Here is a 21,647-nt window from a genome sequence, read left to right on the forward strand (position 1 = left end):
ACGACAGCAGCCTCTCGCTCTCTAGCGATCTCGATGGATGCGCGTCCATCGTCGCCACCCTGATCCCGAGCTTAGGCGCGCGCAAGCGGGCGGCAATGGGGGGCAATGATGACCTCTGAAAAATTCGATTTCCGCAGAGTGCATTTCTATTCGCCTGATCAGTCGGTTCATCAATGGATAGATTGGTATTGCGACGAACATCGCCGGAAACTCTATGACCTTGCTATTACGCCGCGCGCCGATGCGCCATTTCGGCTTGAGAGCACTATTCGAGCCTTGCCGGACGTTGCCATCGCGCACAGCACCTGCTCGGCGATGCGCACCATGCATGCTGCGAGGGACGGCGATCTTTGCATGCTGATGCCGCTTGATGGCGCTCTCACTATCCAAGTTACCGGCATTGATTATGAGGTTGCCGCCGGTATGGGCGCTATCGGTGATTACGGCGCCAGAGCAACGATTGATGCCCCGGGAGGCATGCGGCTGTTGAGCCTGCGCCTGCGCCGTCAATTGCTGCTGCCCCTCATTCAACGACGTTCGGATCTGCAGGACATCGCCATCGTGCGCGACAGGCAAGCCATGTGCCTGTTGCGCGGCTATATTGCTGCGCTCGATATCGAGGAAGCGATCATGACGCCGGAGGCACGCCAAGTGCTTGCCGTGCATATTCATGATCTCGTCGCGCTCGCCTGCGGCGAATCACGCGACGCACACGATCTTATCGAGGGACGCGGGAAACGCGCGGCACGGTTCGCCGCGGTCAAGGCCGACATTGTCACTCATCTCACCGATCGCAATCTGACCATCGATAGCGTGGCAGCCCGCCACGCCATTACGTCCCGCTATATTGGCGCGTTGTTCGCAAGCGCCGGCACGACCTTTACTAGCTTTATCCTCGATCAGCGCCTCGCCCATGCACACCGGCTGATAACGGACCGGCGGTTACTTCACCGAACCATCAGCAGCATCGCCTTCGAATCCGGCTTTGGCGACTTATCCTATTTCAATCACGCCTTTCGTCGGCGCTATGGCGCCACGCCGTCCGACGTGCGTGCCAGCTGCGTGAAAGTTGACTGACATGTCTGTCCAGGGCCGGACGCAAGGGTCTGAAAACGCAAAGATTACGACGACGACTAAGACGGCATCCAATCTCCGGCTTTGCGCCGTATCGCTCGATGGCTCCTTGCGTGTTCAGGACGATCCGTACCTCAAGCGGGAACAGGCTGTCGCGATCTTCGATCTCTTGAACGAAAACCGTTTCGCCCCCGTTGGCCATGAGGCTGGCCCCTATCGTCTTGAGCTTGCACTGGTCGATCGCCGGCTGGTGATGACCATTTCGCTGGACCGAGGCAAACACGTTGTCAGCCATCATCTGTCGCTGACCCCGTTTCGCCGGCTGCTCAAGGACTACACCTTCGTATGCGAGAGCCTCCACGATGCTGTCGGCCGCGCAAGCCCTGAGAAGATCGAGGCGATCGACATGGGGCGCCGCGGCATCCACAACGAAGCCGCCGAACTGTTGCAGGCCCGTCTTTCCTCGAAGGTCACCATCGACATCGACACCGCGCGCCGGCTGTTCACCTTGATCCATGTGCTGCTCATGCGCAGTCAGGAGCATGGCGGGCAAATGCGGAGGCTGGCATGACGATTGGCAAGAACCACCAACCGCGGCCCTGCTCCACGGCGGCGGTCTCATGATCTCAACGAATACTAACTAAAGCGACTAAGGCAAATGGCTGCGGCAACTGAAGAAGATACGTCAGGACTACTGGCACCACTCAAGAATCCGACATTCCGATCGGTCTTCCTCGCCTCGCAGCTCTCAAGCCTCGGATGGTTGATGCAGACGGTGGCGCTCAGCTGGCTGATGGTGACGATCGCCACCTCGGACGTCATGGTGGCGCTCGTTCAGGCCGCCTCGACCCTGCCGACCTTCTTCCTGGCGATATTCGTCGGGGCGATCGCCGATAACTACAATCGCCGCATCGTCATGATCGTCGGTCGAAGCCTGATGATGGCGGCGTCTGCCATGCTGGTGATCCTCATGGCGCTCGGCATCACCAATGCGTGGATCATTCTCGCCTTCAGCTTTCTCGATGGCTGCGGCATCGCGCTGGCGGACCCCGCCTGGCGCGCCTCCCTTGGTGACATGCTGGAACGCCGCCATATCCCGTCGGCGGTGACACTGCTGAACGTCGGCTTCAACACGGTCCGCAGTGTCGGCCCGGCGCTCGGCGGTTTCATTGTCGCTGCCTTCGGGCCTATGGTTACTTTTGCGCTGACGACCCTGGGCTTTGTCGCCCCGCTGACCGCGCTGTTGCGCAATAAATGGAAGGTGCCGTCTTCATCCCTTCCCCGCGAAGCACTTGTGACCGCCATCTATGACGGCCTGCGCTTCACCGCCATATCCTCGGAAATCAAGACCACGATTGCCCGCGGGACCCTGTTCGGGGTCGCAGGCACGGCCCTCCTGGCGCTGCTGCCGCTGGTTGCCCGTGACCAGCTAAAGGCTGGTCCGATCGCCTACGGCATCCTGATGGCCGGCTTTGGCGCCGGCGCGCTTCTCGCGGGCCTCGCAAATCCACGTCTCCGGCGGAGGTTCGTGCAGGAAGGCATGTTCGTCGTCGCCTGCATCGCCTGCGCGGCCTGTGCGCTCGCCCTGGCGCTCACCTCGAACCTCGCCGTCGCGACCGTGTCGCTGGCGCTTGGCGGCGCCGGCTGGGTTACCGGATGGTCGGGACTGGGTGTGAATGTGCAATTGGCGAGCCCGCGCTGGGTGGTGGGACGCACGATCTCGATTTACAGCGCCTTCACCTATGGCGGAATTGCGGCCGGCAGCTGGCTCTGGGGAACGATAGCCGAGAACCACTCTCTCTCCTGGGCATTAGGTGCTTCTGCAGGCGCATCACTGGTCGTGGCCGCCCTGGGGTTCAAACTGCCGATCAGCAATCGTTTTGAATCCGAACTGGAGCCGTCCGGTTCGTTCGATGCTCCGTCCGTCGCCCTCGATCTCAAGCCACGAAGCGGTCCAATCCTGGTCACCACCGAGTATTTGATAACGGACGATAACGTCGATCTGTTTCTCGAGGTCATGCGCAAACGGCGGCACGTGCAAAGCCGGGTCGGCGCTCGGCAATGGACGCTCACACGCGATGTACGAGAGCCCTCGCGTTGGCTCGAAACCTACCGCACACCAACCTGGATGGATTTTCACCGGATCCATCACCGCCTGACCGCGGCCGACAAGCAGTTGGATCAGGAACTGCTGGGACTTACCCCCGAGGCGCATCCGCCAAAAACGACCATTCTGGTCGAACGCCCGACTGGAGCGGCCCGCAAGCCGTCTCCCGTGCCATACGTTTCGCAGAAGTGAGTCGCGCAATGGATTCCGGCCGCTTCCCTCCTAGCGACACCACCGCGCGCAGCACCGCATAGGAATTCTCAGATGCAATATTTGCCGAAATCACACTGTCGGTTGACCGCCCATTTCGTCTGACCTCCCTCCCGGTCAGGCGCAACCGCATGCGGCAACCTCCCAAGAAGAGCGTCCTGGAAGGACGTTAAGTTAAGGAGATTTTCTTATGCAGACAAATGAGTCCGCGCTTTTTCGCATCACCTCCGCCGGAGTTGAAGCCGCAGCCACCGTTGACGAGGCGATCAAAGTCGTCCAGGCGAATTACGGGATCGACTTTGTTACCTATCATCTCGCCCAGACCGTTGCGGGCGCTGTGGACACACCCTTTGTCAAGACCACCTATCCCGATCCGTGGGTGGCACGCTATCTCCTGAAGGATTTCGTCAAAGTCGATCCCATCCTGCACGAGGGTCTCGTTCGACAGTTGCCCTTCGATTGGCGCGACGTCGAAATCCCGGAAGCTGCTCTCGAATTTTACGTCGACGCCACAACATACGGTCTCGGCGAGAACGGGTTCTCCATTCCGGTCGTCACCAAGTCGCGCCGCGCACTCTTTTCACTGAACTCCAGAAAGCCGGATAGCGAATGGACCGCCATCATCGCTGAACGGCGCGACGAATGGGTCGATCTGGCCTTTCAAATCCACGACAAAGCGGTCCGTGAACTTTATGGCGAAGATGATCCTGTTCCGCCGCTCGGCGGCCGCGAGGTCGAGTGCCTGCACTGGGCCGCGCTCGGGAAAGACGCCCCTCAAACCGCCGCCGTTCTCGGACTGTCGGAACATACTGTCCGCTCGTACCTCAAATCCGCCCAGCTCAAACTCGGATGCTCGACCAGGTCGGCCGCAACAGCACGCGCAGCACAACTGCGCCTGATCAATCCCTATGGCAATACCCACACTTGAGGGTGTCAAGCTGCGGGCATTTCCTGCCCGCCCATCTGAACGCATGATCTCGCCGACATCCAAATGGAGGCGACCATGTATGCACTCGTCCAGGCCCATCAGTACGGCCGATATGATCACCTGTTGGATCAGTATTTCCGGTTGAGGAAGACAGTCTTTGCCGATCGGCTGGGCTGGAAGGTCAAGACATCGGGTGCCTATGAGCGTGACCGTTACGACGGCCTCAACCCGGCCTATCTCATCTGGTGTGACGACGAGCGAAACCAGCTCTATGGGGCGGTGCGGCTCATGCCGACCACCGGCCCTACCCTGCTTTACGACGTCTTCCGGTCCACCTTCCCCCATGCCGCCGATCTCATCGCACCCGGTATCTGGGAGGGCACGCGCATGTGTGTTGACGAGGAGGCGCTTGCCCGCGATTTTCCTGACACGCGGTGCGAGCGGGCACTTTGCCTCCTTCTGCTGGCGCTCTGCGAGGTGGCGCTCGACAACGGAATCCACATGATGATTTCGAACTACGAACCGCATATGCGGCGCATCTATGAGAAAGCCGGCGCCGCATTCGACGAGCTCGGGCGGTCCGATGGCTTCGGCAAGCACCCCGTCTGCTGTGGTGCCTTCGAGGTTTCAACCCGCGTGCTTTCGAACATGCGGAAAAGGATGCACATCGCAGCGCCGCTTTACGAACACTGGATATCTCGTCGGGCTCTCAGCCCGATTTGCGCGGCGCATCCCGGCTGAAGCACGACGGGCCGCCTTACTAATCGAATTCACCAACTGGTGGGCCTTTCCGGAGATAGCCAATTGTATCGACATGCCATGGAAGCGTTCGTCGAAACCGACGATGCACTAAAGATCAGGTCAGAAATTGTCACATGTATGATCGAGCAATTTCAGTTGGTCGCCCCGCGTCTGAGCGGCGGGCATCTCGAGTTCGACACTGGCCGGGCGATGATGGAAGCAATGAGCGACCGCTTGATGTTTTGGGTCGGAGCGAGTGATTTCTCGGCGTGCTGCGGCATCCGCGCTTTGCTCGAGATGAGTACACGGATGGTCGCACCTACATTGAATCTCGACACTTGGTATTTCGCGGAAGGCAAGCCTTTCGAAACGGTGCGGCGCGCTCTTCCGGGACCGCCTGCGGGATGATGCGTTACAGAGCCCGGATCACATCGAGACGGGTCCAAATGCGCTCCTACTTGTCTAATTGCGTGACTACGGGGCATAACCCGGCTGCGCAAGATCTGTCGAATGCACGTGGTCGGTTGAATTGTTGATCTCGCCATATGCGGCGATGATCGCCGCATATTTGAGTTTTGCAAACAAGGCGATTGAACTCTTTATCGCTCTATTTCGCGGTTGAATTGCAGTGATGGTTGCCGGAAAATATCCTTCCTTGAAAACTATGCCTCCTAAACGAAGGCTGCTTCGCCCAGACCTGCTCCCCGAGGGATGCCGGTTGACAAGTCATGCTCATGCGCCAGGATCTGACGGCTCTTCCGCAAACCTGGAGGGAAAGCGTCAGTGAACGGGTAAAGCCGGTCGACATGTTGGACGTTCCCGGTGAGCTTGCCGCGGCTGCTGAGCAAGAGCGCCAAGAGAAAGTCAGTTGACCGCTACATCTGCGCCCCGGAGTGTGGCATACCAATTGCCCAGGCCCGTCTACGTTCACAATTATGGTCACGAGGCTGCTTTATGACCACTCTGGTGAACGAAGCTTGACTTGACTCCAGAAACCATGGCACAACGTATTAAATATTGGACGCAGACATCCTTTACGTACAATCAAATGAACAAAGCAGGTAGTAGGCAATGCCGCGCCTTCGAAGCTATTCACGAGTCACACGACAAGCGCTCGCCATGCTTGGCAAGCTGATCCGCGTCGCCCGGGCGGAACGCGGCCTGACCGCGCAGGAACTGGCCGACCGCGCCGGCATCAGCCGCACAACATTGTCCAGCATCGAAAAGGGTGCGCCGGGGCCCGAGATCGGCATCGTCTTTGAGGTCGCGTCGATCGTCGGATTACGACTGTTTGACTATGACGAGCGCAGCCTGCAGATGCAAAACGCCCGTCTCGATGAAAAACTGACGCTGCTGCCGAAAAGCGTCCGCCACGCCATGAAGGAGGTCGATGATGACTTCTAGGGTGGACGCTACGCAAGCCTTTGTCTGGTTGTGGCTGCCAGGAGCAACCGAGCCGGTGGTGGCCGGCCGCCTCGACCAGGAGGGCGAGCGCCTCAACTTCACCTACGGCGCCAGCTACCGACGACGTAAAAATGCTATTTCAATCTATGAGCCGGAACTGCCGCTTCAAGAAGGCACAATTGTGCCAATCAACGGCCTGTCGATGGCAAGCTGCATCCGCGACGGTTCGCCCGATGCCTGGGGCCGCCGCGTCATCATCAACAGGCTGACGGGCAGGAAGCCCGACGCCGCCGGGTTGCCGGAGATCAGCGAGCTCACCTATCTGCTCCAATCGGGGTCGGACCGGATCGGCGCCCTCGATTTTCAGGCATCGGCCACCGACTATGTCCCCCGTCTCGCCGCGCAGGCCTCACTTGACGAGCTCTTGGAAGCGGCAGCGCTCATTGAAAAAGGGGTCCCGCTGACGCCGGCGCTCGACCAGGCCCTCAATCACGGTACTTCGATCGGTGGCGCGCGCCCGAAGGCGCTTATTGATGATGGCACGAGAAAATTCATCGCAAAATTCTCGGCAAACAACGACACATACAGCGTCGTGAAGGCCGAGTTCATCGCGATGAAGCTGGCAAGCGCCTGCGGACTGAACACGGCAACCGTGGCGATGACCCGAGCCGCCCACAAAGACGTTCTGCTCATCGAGCGTTTCGACCGCACGCTTACAGACGCGGGCTGGACGCGGCGGGCAATGGTTTCGGCACTCACCATGCTCGGTCTTGATGAGATGATGGCCCGCTATGCCTCCTACGAGGACCTGGCCGAGCTAATCCGTCACCGCTTCACTGAGCCGAAGAACACACTCAAGGAGCTCTACGGGCGGATTTGCTTCAATGTGCTGTGCGGCAACACCGACGACCATGCCCGTAACCATGCCGCCTTCTGGGACGGCAAGATGCTCACACTCACCCCCGCCTACGACATCTGCCCGCAAGCCCGTACTGGCAACGAAGCCACACAGGCCATGCTCATCAAGAGCGACGGCCGCGCCAGCACGCTCGCCACGTGCCTCGCCGCCGCGCCTGACTACCATCTGAAAGAAACCGAAGCGACCGCACTGATGGAAGGCCAGATCAAGACCATCGCCGAACTCTGGCAAAAGGTCTGCTACGAAGCAGACTTGACCCCCGTCGACCGCAAGCTGTTCGCAGGACGTCAGTTCCTCAATAGCTACGCCATTGAGGGGCTCGATGGTCAAAAAGCGCTGCAAGACGTTTTCCATGCCGCGCGGGAGTCGCTAATCGCAACCGAAGACGCCAAAATATAACAGCGACCAAGCAGCCAAAAAGACTTCCGTGGCCAGAAGTAAATAGCAGACTATGGGCAGCGCGCCTACATCACGATTAACTCCTAATATAAGTCTGAGAGACAAAAGGCGCAGCCTATCAGCGTCTTACTAGAGTGACGGTCTCTGTCCGCGATCGTTCCCGTGCATGCGCCGCCATATTCTGCTGCAAGCTACGCACTTGGGATACAGTCGTTTTCACCTTCATTGCCTGCCGCTCGTCAATCCCGTGGGATTTGGCGACCTTTGAGAGATCGCCGGTCTTCAACTGGGCAAGATCAGAGGACGACAGTCGCTTCTTCATCGCCAGGGACAGACGTTCAAATTCGCGTCTGAGACCCTCATCACTCTGTAAGGTTCGAAACCGCTCCTCACCTGCCGATGCCAGCACACCGGCAAGTTTGCTGGACGGCGACGGAATTTCCACGCGCTGACGGGCCTGCTCCTCGCGGTGCTGTGTGGCGACCTGATGCCGCTCGAAGTCGATCGCCAATCCATAGTCGGCCAACGCCACTGCGAGCTTCTGCGCATGTGCTTCGGCCGTCCGGCGCTCGGGGCTCGGGCCGCGCAACCAGGTCCGCCCCTCGCCGGCCATCTCGCCCCGCCGGCCCGCGCGCACGTCGTCGCCGGCGGCAGCGCCGGTTCGCGCATCCGTAATCGCCTCCACCGAAGCCGCCTGATTATTGCCGAAGACCAGCCGCGACAGGTGTTCGATCTCACTCCGCTTGCCGGCAAGCCGCGTGGATTGCTGCAGACGCGCGCTGATTTCGCTTTCGCCGAAGTCCGGAAGATCCCGCGCCGGAACAAGCGGCATCGGTGAGACCGTTGCATGCTCGACGTGGCGCTCCGTCTCAATCCGCAACATTCGCTCGTTCCCGGCGATGCCCTGCGCGAAGACGTCCGCGGCGCGCCGCTTAGCGGGCTCCAGACTGTCATGTCGTGCAGTCTCGGAAAGCACGGCCTCCATGATGGCCTTGGCGCGGGCGCGGTTTTCGAGCTCGGCCGAACGGAGGCGAAGGACGTCCGGCATCGCGCGCAAGGGCTCGCCGTTCACATCAACGATCGAGGTTGCAATCGCTGTCCGTTCGGCGAGCATCAGATTGCGCTCGAGCCGGCGCCGGGCTTGAGCAATGGCAACCGCATATCCTGGCTCGATCATCCGCGACATCGCCTCATCGGCAGATGCACCACGCACCACGACGTTTGCTGCCTGGGCGAGGACTTTTCTCATGCCGGCGGCCTCTGCCCAGGAATCGGCCACATTGGCGAGACGCGACATGCGGTCCGTCGGACTGAACACCTCACGGTCAATCGCCACCCGATTGAGTTCCAGACCGAACGTGTCGGTCAGCCGTCGTCGTGTCCCGTCCGGCATTTCCACGGCGAGGTCCGCCGGCAGGCGATGCGCCGCGGGGAATTCGAGCGACGCGCGCTTGTCCTGTGCAAAGGCCCGCGTTGCGACGATCTTGCTCTCGTCCGCCAGCAGGCCAAGATCGCGCGCCACCTCGACAAGCTTCAAAGCCATGTAGCTCTGCGTGAGGCGTCCGACGGCATGGGCCTCGACATTGCCGATCGGACGGCGCTCGGCGTCGCGGATCGCATTGTCGTAGAGCTCGACGAACAGGCGGTGACCGTCGGCGGGTTCCTGCAGGATTGTCCGGCCACGTCTTTTGCTTTGGGCGCCCTCCGCTTCCCGGCGTTGCGCCAACAGATGAGCAACGTCTTCCTGTGCACGGAACTCCACTGCTGCGATCCGATCCCTCGAAGCGCTGCGCTCTTCCATCCGGGCCAGCACATGGTGCCAGTCGTCCGCGAAGCGTTGCAACTCTCCAGGTGTCATTGGCCGTGACTGCTCGCGCTCCAATTCCAGCCGACCACTGGGGCGATGCATCCATTGATCGTCACGGAGCTCATTGTCGTAGATGACGGAGCCGCCACGTGTGCGCAATTGCACGCGGTCGACCAAATGCTCGCTTTCGATCTTGTCGAGACTGATGCGAAGACCGTCGATGGCGGCATCATGAACGTGCTGTGGCGGGATCCGTGCCGCCAGCCCGGCATGCAGCATTTCCTCGAAGCGGTAATGATTTGCCTGCCAACTGACGCGAGGATTGACGGCGACAGCACGCACCTCGACCGCGTAGCCGGCTCGCCGCGCCACTTCAATCACCCGGGCGACATCTTCCGGCGTGCGCATCGTGGTCTCGAAGACGATGTTGACCTGCCGTTCAGTCGCAACCGACAGCAGCTTCTCGGTCCAGCGTCCGGCATCTCCTTGTGTGAATTGGGACGCGGTCTCCGGATCCTGACGCTGGAAGGCAAGGAATTGCGGATGATAGGATCTGAGGTCGTCGCCAACGATGCGAATGGTTGGTCCTGATTGCGCAAGTTCGTGATGGCTCGCGGTCAGAACCGCCGTCTTGCCGGCGCCCGGTTGGCCGCCGATCAGGATCAGGCGCGGTTGCTCCGATCGTCCCATCCCCTCCGGCAGATAATCGCGCAAAATGTCTTTCTGAAAAATGCTCTCGTTTCTCTCGGGCGAGAGCAACCCGACCACGTCCTCCGCCATGATCAGAACTCCGCCCAGAAGCGGGTCTCGTCCTGGACGCGCGGCCCCCAGAGGGCGATGACATGTTCCACCGCGTCAGGATTATCCGGCCCGAGGCTTTCCTGGAGGTCGAGGAGGGCGCGGCGGCGGTCGCGCAACCGGTCGGCGGCGGCCGGGTCCTGTTCATCGAGCGCATAGGCGCGTGCCGTGACGATGGCGCGCGCCTGATTGAGAATCCTGATGGCGATTTCAGTGCGGATGGTTGCTTCGTAAGGCATGTCCTGACCTGCCATGTGCTTTTCCTTTCACGTCCCTGATGTCACTGAAGGGCTTATCGACTGAGGCCGCGCACACGATCGATGGCGCGTCGCCGGCGTTCGGACAGAACCTGTTCGCTGCCCTGGTGTCGAACCGTCTGTTGCAGAACCTTCATCTTCTCCCGCATTGCCTCAAAGGCGCGCCGCTGGGCCGGCGCCACACGATTGATGACGTCCTTTTCGCCGCGCAGAATGGCTTTGGGGCCAAAACGCTCGTCGAGTGCCCGGCTGACTGTGGCGAACTCGCGGGCGATGGCCGGATCGAGCGAACCGGCGGCGACGTCGAGCTTGCTGCCCTTCTTGCCCATCTCGGCCGTCAGCCGGTCGAGGGCATTTTCGGCGGCCTTCGACAATCCGGGAATGGCGACAGCCATGCGCCGGCGCTCTTCGATAATGCCTCGTGTTTCGGCATCAAGCGCACTGGCGTAGGACGCACCGAGCGAACTGATGCGGCTTGCTGCTTCCGGCACGGCGAGAAGGGCTTCCTTTCGCTCGCGGCCGGAGGCGAGCAGTTTGTCCACCAGCCGGCCGGACCCTCTGAGCGCTCCATAGGCGGAGGGATCATTGTTGACGGCCGCCGCAATGCGATCGCCAGCAAAGCCCTTGACGAGAAGCGCCTCAATCTTTTCGACGCCGCCGGCGGGATCGCGCCAGACGCGCTTTGCGGTCTCGGCGAGAGCCGCGCGATGATGACGGTAGTGCGCGGCGGCTATCGCGCGGATTTGCGCCTCCTCTTCCACCGGCGTTTTGAACTCGGTCACGGCGGCGAGCATCGGCAAGACAGTCACCGCCTCTGGAACAGCCGCGACGCTTGCGCCGGCAACGATCTTCGATCGATCCTGCCGCTCGGCCAAATGCTGTTCCTCGGCAAAGCGCCTGACGACGGCGAAGAGGCGGGTGAGCTTGTCGCGGCGTTCAGGGGAAAGATCGTCGGACATGCGCTCCGCGATGTTTCGCTCGACGACTGCGTCTGCCTTGGTAGTAAAGGCGCTCCAGCCGAACCGTGCCGTCAATGCGTCGTTGACGGCCTTGACCTCCTGGACAAGCGCTCGGTCCTCACCGGCATAGGCGAAGGCGGTCTTGTGGGCGCCCTCGCCGCCCCGTTCGCGGATCGCCTCGATTTCAACGAGGCGCGCCATCGCCGGTTTCGAAAGCCCCGGGATCGACAGAGACATGTATTCCCGACGCGTCCGCTCGCGCTCGATGAACCGGCCTGCGGTCCGGCGGAACTCGGTCGCATGCGCCCGAGCCAGCGGCAGCAAGTCCTTGATCGCCGCCGTCGCGGCGGCACGCTCATCGCGTGCTGCCCGGCCGTCAACCATGAGGTTCGACCCGCGCAGGCGGCCGAGCCGCTCTGGTTTGACGCCAAGGTCGTCGACAAGCTTGCGGGGTTCGATCATTGCATCCGACGCCAATGTGTTCAGGCGGACAAGTGCTGCGTCCGGATCGCGATAGATCTTTTCGAGCACCGGCCGCAGGATGGCCTCCCGCTCTTTCCACCGCGGCGAGGCGAGTTGCGCCCGGCGTGCATCCTCATTGACGCTGCGGGCGAATATGGTGCTGGGCGGAATCAGATATTTCCCGGTCGCAGGGAAGTCCGCTGCGAGAAACTCACGGCGTTCCTCGTTATAAGCCGCGCGCCGCTCGTGCGCGATCGCAAAGCCGAGCGCCACGCTTGCACGCTCCCAGAGCTTTGCGACTTGCTCCCGCTTTTCCGCAATCCACGCCAGTTGCCGGGAAACACTCTCCTCCATTCCGGCCGCGATCCCGGCGAGCCCGTCGATGCCGCGCCGCCGTGCGAAGTCTCGGGCGTGCGCGCGATAACCTTCCTCGCTTTCGAAATCGAGCGTCGTTGTTTTGGCGCCCGACCTTCCAAGGCGCTCGACAAGCTCACCGAACAGTTCCGGCCGATGACTTTCCCGCTCGATTCGCTCCACGCGAGCCTCGGCGGACTCAACCAGCTTGGCTGCCCAGACGTTGCGATCGACCTCGCGTTCCTCGAATTGCTTCTCGCCCGTGTTTTCATCGATGACCGGGCTCGTCACCTTGACTTTCTCGACACCGTCCTTCCGCAGCGTGACGGTATCGCCCTCCAAGACACCCGCCTCTTCGAGCGCCTTTGGCAGGCTCACGCCCCAGAGACGATGGACGCTTCCGTCATTTGTCCTGACATCGGCAAAGGGATTTTCTGAATCCTCGTCTTCGGGCCGAAATCTCGCGAAGCCGGTTGCGACGAGTTCACCCGTGACGCCGGCGGCATGATCGACACGCGGCCTATGTCCCCATTCCGGCTTCGCCTCAAAATCCTCACGCGCCGCATAGAGGTCGGCGCGGTCGCGATGGCGGGTCATCGCCACATAGGTCAGATGCTGGTCCATCATGCCGGTGGCAAGGATGAAGGTCCGGTCGACGGTCGCGCCTTGAGATTTGTGGATCGTTGCGGCATAGCCATGGTCGATATTCCGATAGCTGTCTTCGCTCAGAACAACGTCGCGGCCATTGTCGAGGCGAACCGTCAGCAGCGTGTCGCCTCGTTTGTCACCGGTCGAAACGACCGTGCCGAGCATACCGTTCTTGACATATTGCGGCCCGTGGCGGCGCGCTCGCGGTTCGAGGAAACGGGCATTTTCCAGGAAGATGATCCGGTCTCCGGCCGCGAACTCGCGAAGCCCCCGCGCCGTCTGGTATTCGCGCGCGTCGGTCAGTGCGCTCTCCTCCATCATCACCTTGCGCAGGGATTGGTTGAGACGCTTCACATCCTCATTGGTGTGCGCCAGCACAAGCAGTTCGTCGCCGCGAAGCCGAGGCGCAGTCCCCCCGTCGATGATTTTCTGGAGCAGGTCACGACGGGCATCCGTCCAATCGGCAACGATGCGACCGATGATTTCGTCGCGCGTTTCTCGATCGGTAATGTGGCCGCGCTGCGCATAAGCATCGAGGCCTTCTTCGACCTTGCCGCGGGCGAAAAGACGGGATGCGTTGCGCGCCCACTCATCGCGCTGACGGCGCACGCCGGCGAGTTCGGCAAAACCGATACGCTCGGAAATCGCCCGGAAGGCAGCACCCGCCTGAATCGGTTGCAGTTGCATCGCATCGCCGACCAGTACGGCTTTTGCGCCCGCATCTTCGACCGTCTTGAGCACCCGCGCCATCTGCCCAGACGAGACCATACCGGCCTCGTCGATGACAAGCACGTCGCCGCGATGGAGCAATTCCCGGCCGCCGGCCCAGGCGAGCTCCCAGGAAGCGAGCGTGCGCGACCTGATGCCGGAACTGTCTTCAAGCCCTTCCGCGGCCTTACCGGCAAGGGCTGCGCCGATCACCCCGCGGTTTTCGCTTTCCCATGCGACGCGGGCGGCTGCCAGCAGCGTCGACTTGCCGGCACCGGCGAGACCGACGACGGCGGCAATGCCGTTGTCACCGGTGACGTGGCGGACAGCGTCCACCTGTTCGACATCAAGCTTGAAGGCTCTTTCCGGATTGGCCGTCTCGATGCTGGCGACGGCGGCCGCGACGTGCCTCGGCGAAACACCAAAGCCTTTCCGCGTGGCGAGATGCTCTGCCGACTGCGCCATGTCATATTCGATGCGCAGGATGTCTCTTGTTGTGAAGATCGCCGGTTTGGAGACCCTGACGGACTGTCCGTCCACCTGCTGCGGCCGCAAGAGCACGAGATCGTCCGAGGCCATGAGGCGCGCGCGGATATTGGCGAAGTCCGCGGGATCGTCGACATAGCGATGGAGCGCCTTGGCGATGTCACGCTCGTCGAAAGTGGAGCGTTCGTTCGCGAGCTGTTTCAAGAGCAGCTCAGGTTCGGCAAGCAGCCGGTCCGCCATTTCCTGCCGCCGCGCAAGATCCGCCGGCGCGAAATACATCTCGACGCCCTTTCGCGCGAGCGCCGCCTTTTCCGGGCCGAGGTGCTTTTGCGCGATGCCGTCCAGACCCTGTTCGGCATAGGAGCGGCCGTCGAGGCGGACCTCATGACCGGCCAGTGCCAGATTCCGGTGAGCGGTTTCCGCCCAGGCGATCTTCCACGATTTCATCGTTTCCTTGTCACCGGCCCAGAGCCTGTAAACGATCTTGCCGTTCGGCCGGTCCGGTGTGACGACGCGCAACGGCGTGCCGTCCTCTGCCGTGACCGCGACCTTCTTCGGCCCGAACCCGTCCTCGGTCAGGGGTCGAAGCGTCGTCATCAGGTGGATGTGCGGATTGCCGTCCTTGTCGTGGTACACCCAATCGGCAACCATTCCCTTGGATGTCAGATTGTCCCGGACGAATTCGCGAACCAAGGCAATATTTTCCGCCCGGGTCAGTTCTTCCGGCAGGGCAATGATCAGTTCCCGTGCCAGCTGTGCGTCGGCTCTTTTCTCAAACGCGTCGACCGCATTCCAGAGCGCCTCGCTCGCCTTGGCAGCTGATTGGCCGTCGAGCGCCGCCTTCAGCCAGGCCGGAATGTCCTCCGGCAATGCGAGCTCTTCATGCATCAATTCGGCGGCTCCGCCGCGATAGCTGAAGGACGTGCCCGCCTGTTCGTCCATCATCCGGGCGCGATGGCGGTAGGCGGCGGCCGAGACGATGCTGCGTCCAGCCCCTCTGCTGATCACCTGCGCTCTGATGAACATGATCGCCAATGCCGTCTCCTCACCTTCCAAGCACGTCGCGCTAGCGACGTATATTGCGCCCTCAAACCAATCGGACCGAAGGGCCGATGCCGCTTTTCCGGATGGCGGCCATGGCCGGATTCCCGGCAGCGACGTTTTCGGAGTAAATGCAAAATAACCTATTTTACTCGCGCATTCTAGCCGGTATAATCGTTATCGTTTAGATTGTCTCGACACGGGAAGGAAACTGGAATGGCTGCCAAAACTTCGATCACTGATCTCGATGCTCAGATCGAAAAACTGCGCGAACGCAGGAAGCTGCTCGTCGTCAGATCGGCGGAGCGTTTTGCTCGCGCCGCCACGAAGTCCGGTTTGGCGGAAATGGAGATCCCCGACGATGAACTTGACCGCATCTTCGAAGAGGTCGCCGCGCGATTTCGCCAAAGCGAAAAAAAGGCGACTGCTGCCGCATCTCCTCAAGCGCGTCGACCTGCAAATAGTGGGGCTGGAGCGGCGACGGAGGTTTCTCATGACAGCTGATCGCAAGCGCGCGGCGCGGGAGAAATTCCTGCTAGGCGGCATCGTCGTCAGGGCGGGCCTTTCTACGTCCGACCGGGCCTTTTTACTCGGCGGACTCATGGAAATGGCGAGAGTCGAAGCAGGCTCGTCGGAATACCGGCGGCTGCGCGACATCGGCGAGAAGGCATTCAGAACCTCCCCTCAATCGGAAGAGATCACGCCCGTCGAGGAGATGCTGGAATGGCGTTGAAGTCGAAACTCCATCCGAGCCTGCTGCTCATTTTTGTGCCGGCCGCCGTCACTGCGTTTGCCGTCTATGTCACCGGCTGGCGGTGGCAGGGGCTTACCGCCGGACTGTCCGGAAAAGCCGAATACTGGTTTTTGCGGGCCGCACCTTTACCGGCATTGCTGTTCGGGCCGCTCTCAGGGCTGTTGACCGTATGGGCCCTGCCCATTCATCGCCGGAGGCCGATCGCCATCGCCAGCCTCGCGTGCTTTCTGACGGTCGCCGGCTTCTATGCGCTACGCGAGTTCGGCCGGTTGGCGCCGTTCGTCGAGAGCGGCACGGTCACCTGGGAGCGAGCTCTTTCCTTTCTCGACATGGTCGCCGTCCTCGGCGCGGTCACAGCCTTCATGGCAGTTGCCGTCGCCGCGCGTATCTCGACGGTCGTCCCCGTGCCGGTGAAGCGTGCCTGGCACGGTACCTTCGGAGACGCGGACTGGCTGCCGATGTCGGCGGCGGCAAGAGTGTTTCCGCCGGACGGCGAAATCGTCGTCGGTGAGCGTTATCGCGTCGACAGGGAAATCGTCCACGAGCTGCCCTTCGATCCCAACGATCCGGCAACTTGGGGTCAAGGCGGCAAGGCGCCGCTGCTTACCTACAAACAGGATTTCGACTCGACCCATATGCTCTTTTTCGCCGGCTCGGGCGGATACAAGACAACCAGCAATGTGGTGCCGACGGCGCTCAGATATACCGGGCCGCTGATCTGCCTCGACCCGTCAACCGAAGTCACGCCGATGGTGGTCGAGCACCGGACGAGCGGCCTTGGCCGAGAGGTCATGGTGCTCGACCCGACCAATCCGGTCATGGGCTTCAACGTCCTCGATGGGATCGAGAGGTCAAAGCAAAAGGAGGAGGATATCGTCGGCATCGCGCACATGCTGCTGTCGGAGAGCCTGCGCTTTGAAAGTTCGACCGGGTCTTATTTCCAGAACCAGGCGCACAATCTCCTGACCGGCCTGCTGGCGCACGTGATGCTCTCTCCGGACTACGAGGGACGGCGAACCTTGCGCAGTCTCAGACAGATCGTTTCCGAGCCGGAGCCCTCGGTGCTCGCAATGTTGCGCGACATTCAGGAGCATTCCGCGTCCGCCTTTATCCGTGAGACGCTTGGCGTCTTCACCAACATGACCGAGCAGACATTCTCCGGCGTCTATTCGACCGCATCGAAGGATACGCAGTGGCTATCGCTCGACAGTTACGCCGCCCTCGTTTGCGGCAATGCTTTCCGGTCGAGCGACATTGTTTCGGGCAAGAAGGACGTGTTCCTCAATATCCCCGCCTCGATCCTGCGCTCTTATCCAGGAATCGGGCGAGTTATCATTGGCTCACTGATCAATGCCATGGTGCAGGCCGATGGCGCGTTCCAGCGCCGGGCGCTGTTCATGCTCGATGAGGTCGATCTCCTCGGCTACATGCGCGTGCTTGAGGAGGCGCGGGATCGCGGTCGCAAGTACGGCATCTCGATGATGCTGATGTACCAGTCGGTCGGCCAGCTCGAGCGGCATTTCGGCAAGGACGGCGCGACGTCGTGGATCGACGGATGCGCCTTCGCGAGCTATGCCGCGATCAAGGCGCTCGATACGGCGCGCAATGTCTCGGCGCAATGTGGCGAGATGACCGTCGAGGTGAAAGGGACCTCACGCAACATCGGCTGGGACACGAAGAACAGCGCATCGCGCAAATCGGAGAACGTCAATTTCCAGCGACGACCATTGATCATGCCGCACGAAATTACCCAATCGATGCGCAAGGACGAGCAGATCATCATAGTCCAGGGCCAGGCGCCGCTGCGTTGTGGGCGGGCGATCTACTTTAGGCGCAAGGATATGCACGCGGCGGCCAAGCGCAACCGCTTCGTGAAGAACTGACGATAACACCAAGTGAGGACCATACGGTCAAGACAATGGACGGTGAACTGGTCGATGTGGAACAGGGGCAAAGCCGCGTTGCTGAAGCGCCCAACAGGATCGGTTCGTTCGGCATGGGGCCATGTATCGCCGCAGCCGTTCTCAATCACACGCAGAGCAGAGCCTGGCTTTGCCACGGTCCCGGCTAGTCGGTGAATTCCGAGCTACTGGACGGTATGCTGGCTGACGATCGGCGAGCGTCGGATGGCCATGACGATATCACGCTCTGGCTCGTCGGCGCCTGCAAGACATTTGCGTGGCGCCCGAGATTGTCGATATGACTCGCTCGCCGAAGAGCGGGCCTCGAATGCGTTTGCCGCTTCGATGGTCCGCACCCGATTTTCCGACGACCCAGCTGTCATGGCGATCGACGTCGAATTTGCCTATGACGGCGAGCGATGGATTGAAGAAATCTCGCAGCATTCGTGGTAGCGCCAGTCGGCGGGTTTCTACCGTTGACGCCGATATCGTTCGAACGGATCTTCAGCACCAGGCGGCGTGAACCAATCGACGAACATTGTATAGCCAAGGGCAAAGGCGACAAACCCGATCGCTATAAGGCCGATCAGCCAAAACGGCATGCCCGCCGCCGCCTGCGGATGGGCAAGGACGACGATCGACATCGGCAGCATGACGATTGCCGCCAGAACCAGCATCCCGGTGAATGGCCGAAACGCGCACAGGAGATAGAAGGCGACATACCAGATGCAATAGAGGACGATGCGGCCGACGGCTTTGAGAAATTCAAAAGGCAAAGCAAGCAAGCGCCAATAGGGAGCTTTCCGAATTGGATCGGAATGATCGGTCGTGGCGTGAGGATCAATTGACATGAAAGGACATCCGGTTGCGGCGTGCGACGAGGGCGCTCTCACTTGCATCTGCTGGCAACGGCGGGAAATCCGGCTGTTGCCATATACTGGCGTTTCTGCACGAGTCTAATCGCGATCAAGCCATAGCGCAACTGTTGGAACACGGTGCCAGCGCGAGGGGCCGGTCGATCCGGCCTCTCGCGCTCCAGAGCCGAGCGAAAGAAGCTGCCTCACGGCAGCTGCTCCCGGGCATATTCCTCGAGCTCGGACTTCAGCGCCTCCAGTTCAGCCTCGATCATGCGGCGCTCTTCCAGGGACGCCGCCTCTTTGGCCTCGGCCCGCAGTTCCTCGATGGTGCATTCAAGGGTGAAATAGTAGCTGTTCGTCATCGTCGTCATCCTTGTTGACGTGAAAGATGCCGACGGCCGTCATGAGGCAAGGAAGGGGTCAAGGCTCGCGGAACGCGACCGGCGGAGCCGGACGAGCGGAGGAACCGATTTTTCTGGAGCGGAGTGCAACGCAGCGGAGGAAAAATTGCGAGGGGCCGCTCGGGCCTTGAGGCCTTCCTTGCCTCATGACAGACTTGGACAGTCTGAGCAGAAAACCAACCTCTCGTGTGGCACCAAAAAGCGAGCGGCAGCAAAGCTGCCGCCTCTGAGAGCAGCCCCGGAAGGCACGCTCGGCGAAATGGCGCCGACGAAATTCTGGATCAGATATCGCCCGCGGCCGTCATCGGATAACTGCGGGCTCAGACGTTACCGCGAGATCAGGTCGGGGTGGTCTTGCCGCTCAACAGCGCTTCAAGGAGAGGGTCGGCATGAGAGCGCCATCCTTCGCGGGCGAGATCGTCGGCGAGAGACCTGACCGTATCGGCGGCCATCGGGAGGAAGTCGTAGCCCTGAGCCAGTGCCGCAGTGCGCAGAGCGGAAAGCGTTTCGTAGGCTCGGAAATCGGTTCCGAGCCAGAGGGCGAGATCCTCGCCTTCCGAGTCGGGGAATGCCTGCAGGAAGAAGGTCTGCAGTGGACGATCGTAGCCGATAATGGCATCCGGATCGGTTGCTTGGCTGGCAAGCTGGGCGACGGTGATGGTGTAGCGGCTCATGGGAAGGTCCTTTTCGGAGCGGTGTCGTGTCCGGGATGGGACCGGCCCCTTGAGGGGCCGGTCGCCGGCCTTCAGGCCGGGTTGTTCCAGAGGATGACCTTGCGGTTCGGTTCGCCGCCGGGCGCGGGGGCGAGGTTTCCGAAGATGACGCCGATCTCAGGGGCCTCCAGCTTGACCGAGAGGTATTCCTCGCCGGTCTGGCGGGCGATGCGGTTCCACCCGGCGCCGATCTCGAAACCGGTCTTGCGGTGGATGATGCGGTAGTCGGGAGCTTCCTCGCTTGCCTTGTGGGCGTTCGGGACGATGGCGATCGGGGCGTTGACCCGGATGGTTGCGAAGATGCCTTCGAGGCTGCCATCGGTCTTCTGGGTGAGGGTTGCGATCGTGGTGGCCATGGTAGTTACTCCTTCGGTTGCTCGGGACCATTCCCGATGGCGCCCGAAGAAGGGGCCGCGCCGCAGGCGTCACCGGAGCGGAGCGCAGGGGAACCCCCTTGCGGGGTTGACGCTGGTTGCGGCCGGTCCCTTAGAAAGGCGACATAGAGAACGGGAATGGCCCCGGAGCGCGAACGAAGGTTGATGCAGCCATGGCCATCCGATTGCGCCGGACCAGGTCTGACGGCGTGAACGAATACCGCAGCATCAGGATCACCCCGCCCCCTCGCCCCTACCACAGCTGACAAGCGAACCGAGCGCTGACTTCAAAGCCTCCTCAAGAAAAGTCGAGATCGCCGTCGCGCCACACCCGGCAGCAATTGGCAGAGGCTTTGACCGGTCAACACAGTAGGCACGGTGGTGCAACGTGTCTGCATAATCCTAGCGCGCCGGTGGCGCAAATTGCTGCGGTCATCTCTGACAGCAACAAGTCAATCGGCACCGCCGCCGACAACCGGGGCACGATCTGGCATCTTGCGGCAATCGGCCCTTCACACCCCAGCCGCTCGATCCGATCCTTCTATCAACGCCGTGAATCGGTTCGGGTTGATCGATTCAAAACAGTCGTTGGACAGGACGGGCGTATGCCACGATTCTTCGAGACATGGCTCTCTACCCGTTCAAACTCTACTGTCAGCGCATCGACGCCACACGCAACATGGCGCGCTATTATATGCTGGCGATCGAGACGACGTTGTTCGGCGAGACGGCTGTCGTGCGGTCCTGGGGGCGGATCGGCAAACGCGGCGGCATCAAATGCGAGGTCTTTCCGACGGAGCGGGACGCGGCACGCCATTTCCTGGAATTGGCGCGGCGGAAACGCCAGAAGGGCTACATTCCCGTCGGAAACTGTGGAAATGCCACTTGAGCCGGAAAGGGCGACCGGCCGGGAAGGTGACATCGACCGTCCTTCGGTGAAATGGTCATGCTTTTAGAGAGGGACTGATCATGACCACAACCAATGAAATCGCCGACAAGATTGCCGCCGACCATCAGTTGACCAAAGCGCAGAGCAAGGCGATCGTCGAAGCCGTATTCCGGGAGATCACAACGGCCGCGACCACAGGCGCTGAAACGTCGATCCCGGGCTTCGGCAAGTTTAAGCCAAAAGACACGCCTGAGCGCGAAGCACGCAATCCCGCGACCGGCGCCACAATCAAGGTTGCCGCGGCAAGAAAGCTCGCGTTCACGCCCGCCAAGGCGCTGAAGGATGCATTGAATAAATAGCAACACCGGCACGCCTTCGCATTCAGGAAGTGATCCATTGGCGGCGATAGGCTGGCCATAAGCCTCCAACCGTCGCTCCCTCCGCCTTGAAATTCTT

The 21,647-nt window shown here is 61.2% G+C and carries 21 protein-coding genes; 14 read left to right on the forward strand and 7 right to left on the reverse strand.

The features are described 5' to 3' along the window. Positions 1-105 precede the first annotated feature (105 nt). The 8 genes from ACMDCR_RS00655 (at position 106) to ACMDCR_RS00690 (ending at position 7,782) form a co-directional block, all read left to right on the forward strand. Complete coding sequence (locus ACMDCR_RS00655) at positions 106-1,077, forward strand: helix-turn-helix transcriptional regulator (RefSeq protein ID WP_413990691.1); 972 nt, start codon at positions 106-108, stop codon at positions 1,075-1,077. Position 1,078: 1 nt separating this feature from the next. Continuing rightward, on the forward strand, positions 1,079-1,645 hold the full coding sequence (locus ACMDCR_RS00660) for a UPF0262 family protein (RefSeq protein ID WP_413990692.1): 567 nt from the start codon (positions 1,079-1,081) through the stop codon (positions 1,643-1,645). An 87-nt stretch (positions 1,646-1,732) separates the two neighbouring features. Beyond that, positions 1,733-3,373, forward strand: a complete 1,641-nt coding sequence (locus ACMDCR_RS00665; protein WP_413990693.1) for an MFS transporter — start codon at positions 1,733-1,735, stop codon at positions 3,371-3,373. 208 nt (positions 3,374-3,581) lie between these two features. Beyond that, entirely contained in the window at positions 3,582-4,319 is a 738-nt protein-coding gene (locus ACMDCR_RS00670; RefSeq protein ID WP_413990694.1) for a LuxR family transcriptional regulator, read from the forward strand. Between the two features lie 75 nt (positions 4,320-4,394). Further along, positions 4,395-5,060 (forward strand): acyl-homoserine-lactone synthase, encoded by a 666-nt coding sequence (locus ACMDCR_RS00675; RefSeq protein WP_413990695.1) that lies wholly within the window; start codon positions 4,395-4,397, stop codon positions 5,058-5,060. A 78-nt stretch (positions 5,061-5,138) separates the two neighbouring features. Further along, positions 5,139-5,468 (forward strand): hypothetical protein, encoded by a 330-nt coding sequence (locus ACMDCR_RS00680; protein WP_413990696.1) that lies wholly within the window; start codon positions 5,139-5,141, stop codon positions 5,466-5,468. A gap of 711 nt (positions 5,469-6,179) precedes the next feature. Then, the gene (locus tag ACMDCR_RS00685) at positions 6,180-6,464 is read left to right on the forward strand and encodes a helix-turn-helix transcriptional regulator (protein ID WP_413990697.1); all 285 of its coding nucleotides are present in this window, start codon (positions 6,180-6,182) and stop codon (positions 6,462-6,464) included. Continuing rightward, a complete protein-coding gene (locus tag ACMDCR_RS00690) occupies positions 6,454-7,782 on the forward strand; it encodes a type II toxin-antitoxin system HipA family toxin (RefSeq protein ID WP_413993790.1) in 1,329 nt (442 codons plus the stop codon). Before ACMDCR_RS00685 ends, ACMDCR_RS00690 begins: the two co-directional genes overlap by 11 nt. 118 nt (positions 7,783-7,900) lie before the next feature. Here the strand turns inward: ACMDCR_RS00690 and ACMDCR_RS00695 are convergent, their stop codons facing one another. Genes ACMDCR_RS00695 through traA form a run of 3 tightly spaced genes read right to left on the reverse strand, consistent with a single transcriptional unit; the run spans position 7,901 to position 15,296 of the window. Next, positions 7,901-10,369, reverse strand: a complete 2,469-nt coding sequence (locus ACMDCR_RS00695) for a zeta toxin family protein (protein WP_413990698.1) — start codon at positions 10,367-10,369, stop codon at positions 7,901-7,903. Positions 10,370-10,371: 2 nt separating this feature from the next. Next, complete coding sequence (locus ACMDCR_RS00700; protein WP_413990699.1) at positions 10,372-10,641, reverse strand: hypothetical protein; 270 nt, start codon at positions 10,639-10,641, stop codon at positions 10,372-10,374. Positions 10,642-10,679: 38 nt separating this feature from the next. Next, positions 10,680-15,296: a Ti-type conjugative transfer relaxase TraA gene (traA, locus tag ACMDCR_RS00705; RefSeq protein WP_413990700.1), complete on the reverse strand. Its 4,617-nt coding sequence runs from the start codon at positions 15,294-15,296 to the stop codon at positions 10,680-10,682. Between the two features lie 222 nt (positions 15,297-15,518). Here traA and ACMDCR_RS00710 point away from each other — a divergent pair, with 222 nt between their 5' ends. From ACMDCR_RS00710 to ACMDCR_RS00725, 4 genes are all read left to right on the forward strand, one after another. After that, the gene (locus ACMDCR_RS00710; protein ID WP_413990701.1) at positions 15,519-15,806 is read left to right on the forward strand and encodes a TraC family protein; all 288 of its coding nucleotides are present in this window, start codon (positions 15,519-15,521) and stop codon (positions 15,804-15,806) included. Beyond that, on the forward strand, positions 15,796-16,035 hold the full coding sequence (locus tag ACMDCR_RS00715; protein WP_413990702.1) for a conjugal transfer protein TraD: 240 nt from the start codon (positions 15,796-15,798) through the stop codon (positions 16,033-16,035). The genes ACMDCR_RS00710 and ACMDCR_RS00715 overlap by 11 nt, the downstream gene beginning before the upstream one ends. Next, positions 16,026-17,939: a Ti-type conjugative transfer system protein TraG gene (traG, locus tag ACMDCR_RS00720; protein WP_413990703.1), complete on the forward strand. Its 1,914-nt coding sequence runs from the start codon at positions 16,026-16,028 to the stop codon at positions 17,937-17,939. Before ACMDCR_RS00715 ends, traG begins: the two co-directional genes overlap by 10 nt. Before the next feature lie 243 nt (positions 17,940-18,182). After that, complete coding sequence (locus ACMDCR_RS00725) at positions 18,183-18,410, forward strand: hypothetical protein (protein WP_413990704.1); 228 nt, start codon at positions 18,183-18,185, stop codon at positions 18,408-18,410. 17 nt (positions 18,411-18,427) lie between these two features. Here ACMDCR_RS00725 and ACMDCR_RS00730 read toward each other — a convergent pair whose 3' ends face one another. From ACMDCR_RS00730 to ACMDCR_RS00745, 4 genes are all read right to left on the reverse strand, one after another. Continuing rightward, a complete protein-coding gene (locus tag ACMDCR_RS00730; protein ID WP_413990705.1) occupies positions 18,428-18,808 on the reverse strand; it encodes a hypothetical protein in 381 nt (126 codons plus the stop codon). Positions 18,809-19,017: 209 nt separating this feature from the next. Continuing rightward, a complete protein-coding gene (locus ACMDCR_RS00735; protein ID WP_413990706.1) occupies positions 19,018-19,176 on the reverse strand; it encodes a hypothetical protein in 159 nt (52 codons plus the stop codon). A gap of 377 nt (positions 19,177-19,553) precedes the next feature. After that, positions 19,554-19,889 carry a hypothetical protein gene (locus ACMDCR_RS00740; protein ID WP_069460878.1) on the reverse strand — a complete coding sequence of 112 codons (336 nt, stop codon included), beginning with the start codon at positions 19,887-19,889 and terminating at the stop codon, positions 19,554-19,556. A 71-nt stretch (positions 19,890-19,960) separates the two neighbouring features. After that, the gene (locus ACMDCR_RS00745; RefSeq protein ID WP_413990707.1) at positions 19,961-20,284 is read right to left on the reverse strand and encodes a DUF736 domain-containing protein; all 324 of its coding nucleotides are present in this window, start codon (positions 20,282-20,284) and stop codon (positions 19,961-19,963) included. Between the two features lie 643 nt (positions 20,285-20,927). Here ACMDCR_RS00745 and ACMDCR_RS00750 point away from each other — a divergent pair. Together ACMDCR_RS00750 and ACMDCR_RS00755 are read left to right on the forward strand one after the other, a co-directional pair. Continuing rightward, positions 20,928-21,191, forward strand: a complete 264-nt coding sequence (locus ACMDCR_RS00750) for a WGR domain-containing protein (protein WP_278026051.1) — start codon at positions 20,928-20,930, stop codon at positions 21,189-21,191. Between the two features lie 80 nt (positions 21,192-21,271). Next, positions 21,272-21,550 (forward strand): HU family DNA-binding protein, encoded by a 279-nt coding sequence (locus tag ACMDCR_RS00755; RefSeq protein WP_069460881.1) that lies wholly within the window; start codon positions 21,272-21,274, stop codon positions 21,548-21,550. The last annotated feature ends 97 nt before the right edge of the window (positions 21,551-21,647 follow it).

The organism is Labrys okinawensis (assembly GCF_047345005.1).
Lineage (GTDB): Bacteria > Pseudomonadota > Alphaproteobacteria > Rhizobiales > Labraceae > Labrys > Labrys okinawensis.

What these genes read in the sequence shown, in the direction of transcription:
- ACMDCR_RS00700 (WP_413990699.1), bottom strand. Translation starts at nt 10,641, where the DNA reads ATGGCAGGTCAGGACATGCCTTACGAAGCAACCATCCGCACTGAAATC.
- ACMDCR_RS00670 (WP_413990694.1), top strand. Translation starts at nt 3,582, where the DNA reads ATGCAGACAAATGAGTCCGCGCTTTTTCGCATCACCTCCGCCGGAGTT.
- ACMDCR_RS00655 (WP_413990691.1), top strand. Translation starts at nt 106, where the DNA reads ATGATGACCTCTGAAAAATTCGATTTCCGCAGAGTGCATTTCTATTCG.
- ACMDCR_RS00715 (WP_413990702.1), top strand. Translation starts at nt 15,796, where the DNA reads ATGACAGCTGATCGCAAGCGCGCGGCGCGGGAGAAATTCCTGCTAGGC.
- ACMDCR_RS00730 (WP_413990705.1), bottom strand. Translation starts at nt 18,808, where the DNA reads ATGTCAATTGATCCTCACGCCACGACCGATCATTCCGATCCAATTCGG.
- traG (WP_413990703.1), top strand. Translation starts at nt 16,026, where the DNA reads ATGGCGTTGAAGTCGAAACTCCATCCGAGCCTGCTGCTCATTTTTGTG.
- ACMDCR_RS00665 (WP_413990693.1), top strand. Translation starts at nt 1,733, where the DNA reads ATGGCTGCGGCAACTGAAGAAGATACGTCAGGACTACTGGCACCACTC.
- ACMDCR_RS00660 (WP_413990692.1), top strand. Translation starts at nt 1,079, where the DNA reads ATGTCTGTCCAGGGCCGGACGCAAGGGTCTGAAAACGCAAAGATTACG.
- ACMDCR_RS00710 (WP_413990701.1), top strand. Translation starts at nt 15,519, where the DNA reads ATGGCTGCCAAAACTTCGATCACTGATCTCGATGCTCAGATCGAAAAA.
- ACMDCR_RS00725 (WP_413990704.1), top strand. Translation starts at nt 18,183, where the DNA reads ATGGCCATGACGATATCACGCTCTGGCTCGTCGGCGCCTGCAAGACAT.
- ACMDCR_RS00690 (WP_413993790.1), top strand. Translation starts at nt 6,454, where the DNA reads ATGACTTCTAGGGTGGACGCTACGCAAGCCTTTGTCTGGTTGTGGCTG.
- ACMDCR_RS00680 (WP_413990696.1), top strand. Translation starts at nt 5,139, where the DNA reads ATGGAAGCGTTCGTCGAAACCGACGATGCACTAAAGATCAGGTCAGAA.
- ACMDCR_RS00745 (WP_413990707.1), bottom strand. Translation starts at nt 20,284, where the DNA reads ATGGCCACCACGATCGCAACCCTCACCCAGAAGACCGATGGCAGCCTC.
- ACMDCR_RS00695 (WP_413990698.1), bottom strand. Translation starts at nt 10,369, where the DNA reads ATGGCGGAGGACGTGGTCGGGTTGCTCTCGCCCGAGAGAAACGAGAGC.
- ACMDCR_RS00750 (WP_278026051.1), top strand. Translation starts at nt 20,928, where the DNA reads ATGGCTCTCTACCCGTTCAAACTCTACTGTCAGCGCATCGACGCCACA.
- ACMDCR_RS00755 (WP_069460881.1), top strand. Translation starts at nt 21,272, where the DNA reads ATGACCACAACCAATGAAATCGCCGACAAGATTGCCGCCGACCATCAG.
- ACMDCR_RS00740 (WP_069460878.1), bottom strand. Translation starts at nt 19,889, where the DNA reads ATGAGCCGCTACACCATCACCGTCGCCCAGCTTGCCAGCCAAGCAACC.
- ACMDCR_RS00675 (WP_413990695.1), top strand. Translation starts at nt 4,395, where the DNA reads ATGTATGCACTCGTCCAGGCCCATCAGTACGGCCGATATGATCACCTG.
- ACMDCR_RS00685 (WP_413990697.1), top strand. Translation starts at nt 6,180, where the DNA reads ATGCTTGGCAAGCTGATCCGCGTCGCCCGGGCGGAACGCGGCCTGACC.
- ACMDCR_RS00735 (WP_413990706.1), bottom strand. Translation starts at nt 19,176, where the DNA reads ATGACGAACAGCTACTATTTCACCCTTGAATGCACCATCGAGGAACTG.